Annotated in this window: 9 protein-coding genes; 7 read left to right on the forward strand and 2 right to left on the reverse strand. The window is 60.5% G+C overall.

The annotated features are described in order from the left end of the window. Positions 1–30: 30 nt before the first annotated feature. Positions 31–1,899 carry an FAD/NAD(P)-binding protein gene (locus QP934_RS02305; RefSeq protein ID WP_419126692.1) on the reverse strand — a complete coding sequence of 623 codons (1,869 nt, stop codon included), beginning with the start codon at positions 1,897–1,899 and terminating at the stop codon, positions 31–33. Positions 1,900–2,101: 202 nt separating this feature from the next. Here QP934_RS02305 and QP934_RS02310 point away from each other — a divergent pair, with 202 nt between their 5' ends. From QP934_RS02310 to QP934_RS02340, 7 genes are all read left to right on the forward strand, one after another. After that, positions 2,102–3,757 (forward strand): TIGR04028 family ABC transporter substrate-binding protein, encoded by a 1,656-nt coding sequence (locus QP934_RS02310; protein WP_419126693.1) that lies wholly within the window; start codon positions 2,102–2,104, stop codon positions 3,755–3,757. 3 nt (positions 3,758–3,760) lie between these two features. Further along, positions 3,761–4,771 (forward strand): ABC transporter permease, encoded by a 1,011-nt coding sequence (locus QP934_RS02315; protein WP_419126694.1) that lies wholly within the window; start codon positions 3,761–3,763, stop codon positions 4,769–4,771. Beyond that, positions 4,768–5,580 carry an ABC transporter permease gene (locus tag QP934_RS02320; protein WP_340418909.1) on the forward strand — a complete coding sequence of 271 codons (813 nt, stop codon included), beginning with the start codon at positions 4,768–4,770 and terminating at the stop codon, positions 5,578–5,580. Before QP934_RS02315 ends, QP934_RS02320 begins: the two co-directional genes overlap by 4 nt. Beyond that, positions 5,580–7,202, forward strand: coding sequence for a dipeptide ABC transporter ATP-binding protein (locus QP934_RS02325; RefSeq protein ID WP_419126695.1), 1,623 nt, complete (start codon positions 5,580–5,582; stop codon positions 7,200–7,202). Before QP934_RS02320 ends, QP934_RS02325 begins: the two co-directional genes overlap by 1 nt. A 29-nt stretch (positions 7,203–7,231) precedes the next feature. Further along, entirely contained in the window at positions 7,232–8,446 is a 1,215-nt protein-coding gene (locus QP934_RS02330; RefSeq protein ID WP_419126696.1) for an alkylhydroperoxidase domain protein, read from the forward strand. Positions 8,447–8,511: 65 nt separating this feature from the next. Further along, positions 8,512–9,228 carry an SDR family oxidoreductase gene (locus tag QP934_RS02335; RefSeq protein WP_419126697.1) on the forward strand — a complete coding sequence of 239 codons (717 nt, stop codon included), beginning with the start codon at positions 8,512–8,514 and terminating at the stop codon, positions 9,226–9,228. A gap of 74 nt (positions 9,229–9,302) precedes the next feature. Continuing rightward, positions 9,303–10,082, forward strand: a complete 780-nt coding sequence (locus QP934_RS02340; protein ID WP_337887922.1) for a GntR family transcriptional regulator — start codon at positions 9,303–9,305, stop codon at positions 10,080–10,082. On the opposite strand, the gene pepN is transcribed toward QP934_RS02340, so the two are convergent. After that, on the reverse strand, positions 10,079–12,595 hold the full coding sequence (pepN, locus tag QP934_RS02345; RefSeq protein WP_419126698.1) for an aminopeptidase N: 2,517 nt from the start codon (positions 12,593–12,595) through the stop codon (positions 10,079–10,081). The two genes, QP934_RS02340 and pepN, sit on opposite strands and share 4 nt — an antisense overlap. Positions 12,596–12,651: the final 56 nt, after the last annotated feature.

The following is a 12,651-nucleotide window of genomic DNA, read 5'->3' on the forward strand; positions in this document are numbered from 1 at the left end:
GGCTCCGGGCCCATAGCGCAGCTGCGGTGGCTAGGAACGCACCACGGCAAGGAGGGAACCGGCAGCCTTGTCGGTTTCCTGCAGCATGAGCGGGTCCGTGCCCGGCATGGGGGAAATGGTGGTGTCCGGCCACTGGGAATAGGTGGGGATGCCCACGATGTGCAGGCGTGCATCCAGCTCGCCGTCCGGGTGAACGGTGCGGCGTGTGGCCCCATCCGTTTCCGGCGAACCGGTGGGCTGGCCATGATCGGGGAAGGGGCGCACGCGGGCGGAATCCACCAAGCAGCGCGTCATGGCATCGCCGGCGGTGCGGATATCGGGGCGGTGTATAAAGGCGTCGACAAGCGTGGGCGCAGAAGCGGAGCGCGGGCCGGAGGTCAAAGTGAAGTGATCGGCCGCGATGGACACGGTGGGGTGATCGCCTAGGAAGTGGGCCAGGCCGGCGTCGACAAGCGCGAGCAACTGGCGCACGCGGAAGAGTGGTGGGCCGGAGCCGATCATCTGGCCAAAGGACATGACCTGGCCGTAGCGGCCGGTGCGGGACTCGCGGGTGTAGCGGCCCTCTGCGCCGAGGATGGAGGCCGGCTTGCGCGATTGCGAAAGCGACCACAGCGCGGCCTTGATGGGGGAGTCATGGCCGGCGGCGGCCTCCCGAATATCGCCTTCCATGGACTGGGCAATGTGCTCGGTGAGCTCAGCGATGTCCCCGGTAAAACCGGCAATCTGGTACATGAGATCGTTCATGTCCCATGGCTCGGTGACCATGGGCGCAATCGCCGCGCCCAGCTCATCGGGGGCGGTGGCATCGATAGCCTCGAGAATCTCTGCGCGCGGGCGCAGGAGGGAATCCGGGCGCACGCGCTCCAAGGTGGTGATATAAGCCTCGTAGCTATCGCGCGCGATGGCGGGCCAAACCTGGGCGTCAAAGTCGATGTCCTGGGCGCCACTGAGCTCCGCAATGACCTTCTTCAGGCGGCGACGCGGCATGGTAGGCGGCAGCTCACCGTACTCGGACTTGGGGTGGTAGGGGTAGCCGCGGCCGGAGGAAATAATGAAGTTAGGCTCCTGCCCGCAAGGCTCATAGCGCAGGCCGGAGCGCGCGGAAGGATCCTCCACGAATTTGCCGCCGCGCTCGATGGTGGTCAGCGCCATAATGTCATAAAAGCCCATGCCCAGACCGCGTACCAGCACGTCCTCGCCGCCCGGAATGGCGGCGTAGTCCTGCTCTACCGGGTTATTAGGGGCGATCCAGTTCAAACCGGAAGCGGCCAACTGCTTTTCTTGCTCGTTATATTCCGGAGTCATCCAGCCATAGGCCAGTACCGTGGCATCGGCGCGCACCTCGGAGCGATCGGCTAGGTGGAGGACGTCTTGGTGACCGTCCTCTTTGATGGTCTCCAACCGGCTGAAGTGATTCACGGTGGAAATACTCTTGGGCAGACGTGCAATGACCACGTCATAGACCCAGCGCAGGTACTCGCCATACAGTGCGCGCGAAGGGTTGGATTCGGGGCGGGTAGCCGCGAGTTCCTCGCGGTAGTCTTGGGCAATATGTGCGGCCGGTGGGTGCTGCTCAAAAAGCTCGCGCTTGGCGGCGGAGATATTCTCGCCATCGCCGCGCAGCAGCTGGATCCACTCGTACTGAATGGGGCCCTCGAGCACAGGGGCATCCACGGTGGAGCCGGGCTCGGTAAAGAGGGTGACCGCGCCGGCGCGGGTGTTCATACACAGGGTTTTGGTTTGGTCCGTTTCCCAGATGCGGCCGGCGCCATGTTGGGCGTCATCGATGAGGTGGACGGTAATGGGGTCGCTGGAATCGTCCATGCGGGCGGAGAGGCGTTCCAAGATGGAAATGCCGCGCGGGCCCATGCCGACGATCGCGATTGCTGGAGTAGACATACCTCCTATCGTGCCACATTCAGGCCCTTTCAGGATCATCGGACCTTGCAGTAAGAATAAAATAGACCAGAAGGTCTATCAGTGGATTTATGAACTCTTGTTTTGCCAGGTAATGAAGTAGACCGTCCGGTCTTGTATTTGAGGGAAGGTGTGTGGTCTAATGGGCGAGTACTACTTAAGACTTAAAGGAACTCGAGCTTTTATGAAGCAATTTTCTCGGCTCCTGCGGCCCGTGGCTGCGGTCCTGGCCAGTGGCGCGCTAGCTCTCTCGCTTACCTCGTGCGCCTCTACTTCCCACGCCGCGGAAGATGGCGTGGTCACCTATGTCGAGCCCAATATGTTCAACAACCTCTATCCGCCCTCCGGCGGTTATTACCCCAATGGGGGTGTGCTCAATAACATCACGGACCGCCTGCTCTGGCAGGACCCGGATACCCTCGAGCTGCACCCGTGGATTGCGGAGGAGATGCCCAAGGCAAACAAGGACAACACCGAATTCACCTTCAAGATTCGCAAGGGCGTGACCTACTCTGATGGCTCCCGCCTGGATGCCGCGAACGTGAAGAAGAACTATGACCTTTATGCCCTAGGCGACGAAGATCGCATGCTCACCCCATCGGAGCAGCTGCCCAACTATGAAAAGTCCGAGGTCATCGATGACTACACGGTGAAGTTCTACTTCAGCGAGCCTTCCCCAGGCTTCCCGCAGTCCACCTCCGTGATGAACCAGGGCCTGCTTTCTAATGCCACCCTGGATTTGGATGACACCGGCTTCGCGCCGGGCAACGCCACCGCGATTTCCGGTTCGGGCCCCTTCGTCATTGAGGAAGAAGAGCTGGGCACCAAGCTGGTGCTCAAGAAGCGCGAGGATTATGACTGGGCGCCCCCTGCCCGCAAGGACCACCAGGGCCCGGCCGATATTGAGGGCATCAATATCGTGCTTGCGGCCGAGGACTCCGTGCGCGTGGGCTCGCTTGTAGCCGGCCAGTCCGATGTCGCGCGCCAGATCGAAGCCCCCGATGAGAAGCACCTGAAGGATCAAAACCTGCAGATTTTCGCCGCCCCCACCCGTGGCGTGAATAATAGCTTCCACTTCCACTTCCGCCATCCACTCTTGGAAGATAAGCGCGTGCGTCAGGCCATCATCCACGCCATCGACCGCGATAACATCCTGGACACCCTCTTTTCTGATTCCTACCCCAAGGGCACGTCGATCTTGGCCAAGACGGCTATTGGTTATAAGGATCAGTCCGCGAACTATGCCTTCGATCCAGAAGAATCTAAGCGCCTGCTCGATGAGGCCGGCTGGCGCCCAGGCGAAGATGGCATTCGCGAAAAGGACGGCAAGCGCCTTTCTGTCACCTTCAATGAGGCCGTCCCACAGCCGCGCTCTAAAGAGATGTTCACCAAGGCTCAGGAGATGCTCAAGAACGTCGGCATCGAGGCCAACCTCAACCCAGGTGACCGCTCTGCACAGCAGAAGGCCATGAAGGACCAAGACACCGTGCAGGTACGCCACACCATGACTGGCCGTGCCAACGTGGATACCTTGGCCACGTGGCTGGATGGCACCGGGCGCAATTCTTTCCTCAACTATGACGAGGAGACCGATAGCTTTGGTGATGAGAAACTGCAGAAGTTGGTGCAGGACTATTTCAACCTCAGCAGTGAAAAAGAGCGCCTGGCCATGACTGGCCGCATGCAGGACTACTTGTCCGAACAGGCTTATATCCTGCCGATGTTTGAAGAGCCGCAGGTCTATGGTTTCCAGCCATATATCGAAGGCTTTAGCACCGAGGCCATCGGCCGCCCGTCGTTTTATGCGGTAGATATCAACCCCGCAGAAGGGGAGGACTAAACCATGAGCCTGAAAACTATTGCCCTGCGCATCGGCCAAGCCGTGCTTGTCATCTGGGCAACCTTCACCCTTTCTTTCATCCTTTTGGCGGCACTGCCTGGTGACGCCGTCGCGACCCGTTATGACAACCCCAACTTGGGGCTCAACGCCGAGCAGCTGGCCGCTATCCGCGAGGTTTATGGCGCCGATGAGCCACTGCTGAGCCGCTACGTCAGCGCGCTCGGCGGGTTCCTCACCGGTGATTTCGGCTTTTCCGTCGCCACTGGTACCGCCGTATCGGAGATGCTGGCAGATGCCCTTCCCTCCACGCTGGCACTGGCGGTCTTCGCCTTCCTTGTAGGAGTGGTCCTGGCCTTCGTCGTGGCTATTGTCTCCACCTTTGGCCCATTTTCTTGGCTGCGCAGTTTCTTCCGCAGCCTGCCTTCCGTGATGGTTTCCCTGCCCACCTTCTGGATCGGCATCATCTTGATCCAGATATTCTCCTTTGGCTTGGGCTGGGTACCAGTCATCGGCGCGAGCGACGCTCAAAGCCTCATCCTGCCGGTAATTACCCTGGCCATCTTCGTGGCAGCACCGCTAGCGCAGGTGCTGCTGCGCTCCATCGATGAGGTAATGGATATGTCCTTCGTGCAGGTAGTGCGCGCCAAGGGTGCTAGCGGTGCCTGGTTGTTGTGGCGCAACGTCCTGCGCAACGCGCTGCTGCCGGCGCTGACCATGGCCGGTCTTACCTTTGGTGAACTCGTCGGCGGCTCCGTGGTGACGGAGGCGGTCTTCGCCCGCCACGGCATCGGTGCGCTCACCGTGGATGCGGTGGCTAACCGCGATACCTCGGTGCTGCTGGCCATTGTGGTGCTTGCCGCCGCCGTCTTTGTCCTTATCAATCTGATTGTGGACCTGCTCTACCCAGTGCTTGACGTGCGCCTGCGCGAGCGCAAGCATGACACGGCATCTGACAATTCCACCGCCACTACCACCGATACCCCCGCAATAAACGAGAAGAAGGTCCAAGCATGAAGCTTAAATCCACACAGCTGAAGCTCACCCCGGGCACCATCCTCTCGCTGATTGTGCTGGGCCTAGCGGTGCTCTGCGCGTTATTCCCCCAACTGTTTACCTCCCAGGACCCTAACCAGGGCGGGGACACCACGGCGCTATTGCAACCCAGTTTCCAGCACTGGTTCGGCACCGATGCCGTCGGCCGTGATCTTTATACCCGCGTGGTCTATGGTGCGCGCCAATCCCTACTTGGCGCGTTGCTGGCCGTACTCTTCGGCCTCATCGTCGGCACCATTTTGGGCATCATCGCCGGAGTGCGCCGCGGCTGGGTCGATGCCGTCATCATGCGCATCGTGGACGTGCTGCTGTCCATTCCCGGCCTGTTGCTCTCCCTGTCCGTCATCATCGTGCTCGGACACGGCATCTTCAATGCCGCCATCGCGGTAGGTATCACCTCCGTGGCCACCTTTGCACGCCTTGCACGCTCCCAGGTGCTTAGCGTTGCCGGCTCCGATTTCGTCGAAGCCGCCTACGGCTCCGGCGGTTCTTCCTTCCAGGTGCTCGTGCGCCATATTCTTCCCAATTCACTCACCGCGGTCTTCGCTGTAGCAGCGCTGCAATTTGGCCTGGCTATTTTGCAGCTAGCCACCCTAGGCTTCCTGGGCTATGGCGCACCGCCCCCAACCCCGGAATGGGGCTTGCTCATCTCTGAATCGCGCGATTACATCGCCACGGCCGGCTGGTTGACCATCGCCCCGGGCCTTGTCATCGTCGCGGTGGTCCTCGCGGCCAACCACCTCAGCCAGACACTGCGAAAGGCGGCCTAATGTCACTGCTTAGCATTAGTGATCTATCCATTACCTACCGCACCGCCCATGGTGAGGTAGAAGCGGTAAGTGGCATTGAGTTTGAGGTAAAACCTGGCGAAATGACCGCCATCGTTGGCGAGTCCGGTTCCGGCAAGTCCACCTCCGCGATGGCCGCCATCGGCCTGCTGCCAGACAATGCGTCGATCGTTTCTGGCACCATTACTTTCGACGGCCGCGACGTTACCCAGTATTCCCAAAAGCAATGGCGGGAACTGCGCGGTCGCCGTATTGGACTTATTCCGCAGGATCCCAATAACTCGCTCAACCCGCTCAAGACCATCGGTGCTTCGGTGGAGGAGGGTATGGCCATCCACGGGCAGGGCGATAAGGCCTCCCGGAAAAAGCGTGCACTGGAGCTTTTGGAGCGCGTGGGCATTGATGATCCGCAGCGCCGCTATCACCAGTACCCGCATGAGCTATCCGGCGGCATGAAGCAACGCGTGCTCATTGCCGCGGCCGTGGCATTGGAGCCGGAGCTTATCATCGCCGATGAGCCTACCTCCGCGCTCGATGTCACCGTGCAGAAGATCATCCTGGACCTCCTGGATGAGATGCGCGAAGAGCTCACCATGGGCATCCTTTTCATTACCCATGATCTGGCCGTAGCGGGCGACCGCGCCAATAACATCGTGGTGATGGAAAAGGGCACCGTCCGCGAGTCGGGCGTCGCTGCCCGCGTCCTCACCGACCCCCAGCATGCCTATTCTAAGCGCCTGCTTGCCGACGCCCCCTCGCTCACCGCCCCCACTTCCTCCCAGTCCGCATCTCCTGTGCGGGCCGCCGCGCCCGCGCACCGCGAAACCTTGCTCGAGGTGGAAGGGCTGAGCCAACGCTTCGGGAATTTCACCGCGGTGGAGGACATCAACTTTTCCGTGGCCCGCGGCACTACCCATGCATTGGTGGGGGAGTCTGGCTCCGGTAAGACAACCACCGGCCGCGCCATTTCCTTGTTGAGCACGCCCACCTCCGGCAGCATTCGCTTGGGCGGGGAAGACATTAGCTCCGCCCGTGGCAAGCGCCGTCGCGAGCTGCGCCGTTCGATCCAGATGGTCTACCAAAATCCTTTTGGCTCGCTAGATCCGCGCTTGAGCATTGGCGATACCATCGCCGAACCGGTGCGCAATTTCACCGGCGCTTCCAGGCGTGATGCGCGTGCCAAAGCACGCGAATTTCTTGATTTGGTGGCCTTGGATTCTTCCATGGCTTCCCGCCGTCCCCGCGAGCTCTCCGGTGGCCAACGCCAGCGCGTGGCTATCGCCCGCGCCATGATCATTGAGCCCGATCTCGTGGTGCTTGATGAGGCCGTGTCCGCGCTCGACGTCACCGTGCAGGCGCAGATACTGCGCTTGCTCGACGAGCTGCAGCGCGAGCTGGAGCTTACCTATATCTTCATCTCCCACGATCTGGCGGTAGTCAACCAAATTTCCGATACCGTCTCCGTGCTCTCCCACGGCACGCAAGTGGAATCTGGACCTACCGCGCAGGTCTTTGCGCACCCAGAAACCGAGTACACGCGCCAGCTCATTGACGCCATCCCTGGCTCCCGCTATCGTTCCGGAGACTTAAACTTGGGGCTATAACCGCGCCCCAGAAAGGTTGGACTGAGAATATGACCGACATTATTAATGAACTTTCCCATGCCAGCGCCGAGGTGCAACAGCTGCGCCGTGCGCGCCACGATGCGCAGGACAATGCGCAACTGAGCTTTAGCGCTTTGCTCGAGCCTGCAGAACCAGGCGAGTTCTCCTATGCCGAGCGCTATGCCGTAGCGGCCTTTACCGCCGCGATTTATCAGACCGGCGAGGCTGCGGACTTCTATTTCGATCTACTCAGTGACGAAGCCGATGAAGACCTCGTCGCTGCCGTGCGTACCGCTAGCCAGCGCGGCGTGTCCACCGGCCCCTATTATCAGGGCGACTTCCTTATCTTCGGCGATACCGCTGCGGAAGCCGCGCTGGGCGCGCGCCTAGCTGCAGCCTTCGATTGGGCGCACCTTCTGGCTTTCCACCCCAAGGATGCCTCCCCGCAGGCGATCGGACACCTCGATGCCGCAGGATGGTCTGCTACGGATATCGTCAGCCTGTCCCAGCTGGTGGCATTTTTGGCCTTCCAGCTGCGCGTGGTCCACGGCCTGCGCGTGCTTTCTGGTGAGGATCCCGCATCCCACCCTGCAGCCGAGCGCGCCGCCGGCGTGGCCGATCCGGGTTGGGAGGTAACCGCGACTACATTGCAGCCCAATACCGTGCTGCCGGACCACTTTGTCAATCACTCCCTGGGCTGGAAGCCCTGGGTAGAGGCGCTGGCGAAGGAGGATTTCACCGCGGTGCATACCGATGCCCTCATCAAGCCAGAGCGTATCGATTCCGAGTACTTCCGCTTGCTCGCCCGCGACCCTGCGGCCTTGAAGGCGCGCACGCTGACTGACCTGGACATTTTCTATAACACCGAAGGTGGGCTCTCCCGTGCGGACCGCGAGCTCGCCGCTACTGTGGCATCGCGCTACAACGGCTGCGAGTACTGTGCCTCCGTGCACCAGGCGCGGTGCGTCCAGGAAGGCGGCGACCGTGAAATTGTAGACCGCCTCTTGGACGAGGGCATCGACGCCGACCTTGGCTCAAAGGAATGGGATCTTATCCGTCGCGCCGCCGTGGCGCTGACGGAAACCCCCTTCGCCTTTGATGCGGCACTATGCGCGGACCTGCGTGCGGCCGGATTCGATGAACAATCCATCTTGGATCTCATCTACGCTTCCTCCTTCTTCAACTGGGCTAATCGCTTGATGCTCACCTTGGGCCAGCCGGACGTGCCTAAGCGCTTCCGTTAATCGGCTACCGCCGGCGACTGGTGCGGTGCGGCGCTGAAAGCAAAGGATCCCTATGATGGGGCGGCATGACTGATACAAAGAACGCCACCGCACCAGCACACTCGGAAAGCGAAATCCCGCAGAAGGTCGCCGTCGTCACCGGCGCTACCGGCGGCATGGGCCGCGAAATCATCGCTGACCTGGCCGGTGATTACCACGTGTACGCACTGGGGCGGAGCGCGGCAGATCTGCCCGAAGCGGACTCCATTACTCCGGTGGCCATCGACCTCGTCGCCGGCCTCGATGAAGGCATGAAGCTGCCGGAGCTAGACCGCGTGGACGTGCTCGTCCACGCTGCAGCACGGGCTACCAAGTATTCCGTGGAGGAGGCCACGCCGGAAAATTGGCGCGCGCACATGGACCTCAACGTGCACGCCCCTGCTGAGCTGACCCGCGCCTTGCTGCCGCAGCTGCGCAAAGCGGAAGGCACCGTGGTCTTTATTAACTCTGGCGCTGGACGCCACAGCTACGGCGATAACGTCATCTACGCGGCGACCAAGCACGCGTTGTATGCACTCGCCGATGGACTGCGCATCTCTGAGCCGGGGATCCGCGTATCCACCGTGGCTCCGGGGCCTACCGATACCCCGATGCTTAAGGGGCTACAGGATTATGATCCCTCCCAGGTTATTGCCCCGGCTGAGGTGGCTCGTGCCATTCGTACCGTGGTAGAGGCAGGCCCCACCACCCAGCTGACGGAAATCCAGGTCAGGCCGCGAATCGAGTTACATCTGCGCAAGTAGGAACGCAAGTGGTGGTAATGAACATCACACATTAATGGGGTTGGTTTTCAGGGGTGTCCATTACACTCGGGGCTGTGAATTCCCAAAGCCGAAAGCGGCCCGCCTATCTCCGTATCTCGGATGCCCTACGCGACAAGATCGAACGCAATGAATTAGAACCCGGTCAGCGTTTTCCTACCGAACGCGAATTGGTCCGGGAATTCCATGTTGCGCGCATGACCGTGCGCCATGCTTTAGACATTTTGGAAGTAGAAGGGCTCATTGACCGCCGCCGCGGGCGCAGTGGCGGCACCTATGTGCGCACGGTTCCCCCTACACTGAGCCTGACCAATAAGGACAATATTGTCACCCAGCTGCGCGAGCGCGGGCACGAGACCGCTGTACGAGTGGTCTCCGTTAACAAAGGCCACGTGCCCAAGCACGTGGCAGCGGTTCTGGGTGTTAGTGAGTCCACCTTCGCCTGGGATATTAAGCGCCTTTATACAGTCGATGGCAAGCCCGTCATCCTTTCTCGCTACACCATCCCGGTAGATATGGCTCCCGATCTCAATCAGCACGATCTGCGCGAGCCCATTATGGAAATCCTGGGTGGCTATAACCTCAAGCCCGTCTTTAAGCGCGAGAGCATGAGTGCCGCTACCGCTCGCACCGAAGAACAGAAACTCCTGCACGTGAGCCGGTCGCACCCGCTGCTGCGGTTTGTGCGGCTGCTGAAGAATAAGTCGGGCGCGGTCTTTGCCTATATTGAAGAGTCGCTGCGCTCTGATATCGCCAACGTAGAAGTGGTCTTGGGCGAGGATCCCGCACCGCGACCCCTACCTGAGAAGGGAAGCGGCGCTGGGAAGCCGGCCTAGCTAGCGTCTACTTGCCGGTTGCGCAGTGCCCGGGCTACGCGGTCACGCTGCTCGGTAATCGTACGGCGCAGACCACCCGGCAGCTCCTTCTTCAAGAAGGCATCGGCGCGGTCCAGGCCTTTCTGCGTGATATCCCAGGAAGGGAAGAGACCCGTCACGGTGGTTAGCGCCACCTCTGAAGACTGGGAAGACCACACCTTTTCCGCGATGTCGAAGAACTCTGCGGTGGGCAGGAATTCATCGCTATGCGGGTAGAGCAGGCCTTCCAGCTTGGAAGTGAGCTCGCGGTTGGTGAGATTTCCCGTCACGATTTCTTCCCATACCGCGCGCTTGTTCTCGGCGGTTGCCACGGCTGCGCGGGCACGCAGGGAAGAGTAGTAGCCGGTGGCGGAATTATCGCGCTCGAGTTGCGCATCCGTGGCAGCAGCGACGTCCTCTACTGCGCCATCGGCGGCGAGTGCCGCCAGTGCGGACCAGCGCAGCCCCGCATCCTCGGAGGACTCGAGCACGCCCCGCAGGTACTCGCGCGCGCTATCATGCAGGCGAATCTTCGCCAGCGCTTGGGTGCAGATGATGGAGCGCTGGGCATCAGGGCTGTGGGCGCCGTCGAGGAGGGCGTCGGCAAGCAGGGTGCTCTGAGCGGCCCACTGTGGATCGGCATAGTTCTTCAGCGCGCTAGAGGCCTGCAGGACAATGCGCTCGAGGACTGCAAGCTCGGTTTCGGCCTGCATGCCGCGGGCTACCAGCTGGATGAAATCGCGGGCGCGCATAGTGCCGGCGCGGGTCATCTCCCAGGCGGTAGACCAGCACAGGGTGCGGGCCATGGGATCGGCAAACTTATCAATATTATCCAGCAGGAACTGCAGGGAACCCGCGTCCAGCTCGATGAGGCAATAAGTCAGGTCATCGTCATTGGGCAGCAAGAAATCGATATCGGCTAATGGGCGGCCAATGAGCTCAGGAATCTCGGTGGAGGCGCCATCAATATCCATCTCGATGCGATCGGTGCGCACCACCTGGCCTTCCTGCAAGTTGTAAAGGCCTACCGCTACGCGGTGGGTGCGCAAAGTATCGCCGCTCTGGGTGAGATAGGCATGAGTGATGTTGCCGGATTCATCCGCATTGAGTGCCACGCTAAGCGTATTGATGCCCGAGGTCTTGAGCCACTGCTGCGCCCAGAAGGAAAGGTCGCGGCCGGAGGCCTCTTCTAGGTGGCGCAACAGATCATCAAAGGTGGCATTGCCCCACGCATGGGCGGCAAAGTGGCGGCGCATGCCGGCCAGGAAGTTGTCGCGGCCGACATAAGCCTGCAGCTGCTTGAGCACCGAAGCGCCCTTGGCATAGGTGATGCCATCGAAGTTTTGCTCCACCGTTTCGATATCGCTGGCATCGCTGGAAATCGGGTGGGTGGTCGGCAGCTGATCCTGCTGATAGGCCCAGGATTTTTCCACATTGGCAAAGGTCACCCACGCGGTATCATATTCGGTTTCCTCCGCCTGGGAGATGGCGGCGGACCAAGTGGCGAAGGACTCGTTGAGCCACAGATCGTCCCACCACTGCATGGTGACCAAGTCACCGAACCACATATGCGCCAGTTCGTGGAGGATGGTGTCTGCGCGGCGCTCGTACTTATAGTGCGTGGCCTGTGAGGTAAAGACGTACTCATCGCGGATGGTGACGCAGCCGGCATTTTCCATCGCGCCGGCATTGAACTCCGGCACGAAAATCTGGTCGTATTTGCCAAAGGGGTAGGGGAAACCAAAATTGCGATGGTAGAAATCAAAGCCCTGCTTAGTCTCAGTAAATAGGCGCTCGGCATCCAGCGCGTGGGCGAGCGAAGAGCGGCAGTAAATGCCAAGTGGCACCTCGAGCTGCTGGGCCGGCTTGCCTTCTGGGTGTGCAGTCAGTTCGCCGCGCCAGGTATCGGTGACCTCGTGGTATGGGCCGGCGCACAGGGCCACCAGGTAGGTAGATAGTGGATAGTCAATAGCCGTGCTGGCTACATCGCCTTCCCAGCGCATCGGGCCATTGCTGATGATGGTCCACTCTTCGGGCGCCTTGAAATGCAGCGCGTAGGTGGCCTTCATATCGGGCTGATCAAAGCAGGCAAAGACTCGCTTGGCATCGGCGGTTTCAAACTGGGTATAGAGATAGACCTTGTCATCGGCGGGATCGACAAAACGGTGCAGGCCCTCGCCGGTGCGGGAATACGGGATCTTGGCGGTGACTTCCAGCGTGTAGTCGGCCACTTGGAGGCCGGAGAGCGGAATGCCGTAGGTGGGATTATAGGAATTCGTGGGCAGCGGGTTTCCGTTGAGGCGCACCTCGTGCACTTCCTCGGCGCGTAGATCGATAAAAGTCGAGCCGATCTCTCGCGAGGTAAAGCTCACCTTCGTGGTGGACAGGAAGTGGGTATCCGAATACTTGAGGTCTAAAGTGACATCATAGTGGTGCACCTCGATCATTCGGGAGCGCTGATCCGCTTCCTCGCGAGTCAGGTTTATAGAGGCCATGGCCTATATTCTCCTTCTAAGCCGAAAATAGTTCTGCATCCACAGTAGTCGCGCAC

The sequence above is a fragment of the Corynebacterium sp. MSK122 genome, from assembly GCF_030229435.2.
Lineage (GTDB): Bacteria > Actinomycetota > Actinomycetes > Mycobacteriales > Mycobacteriaceae > Corynebacterium > Corynebacterium marquesiae.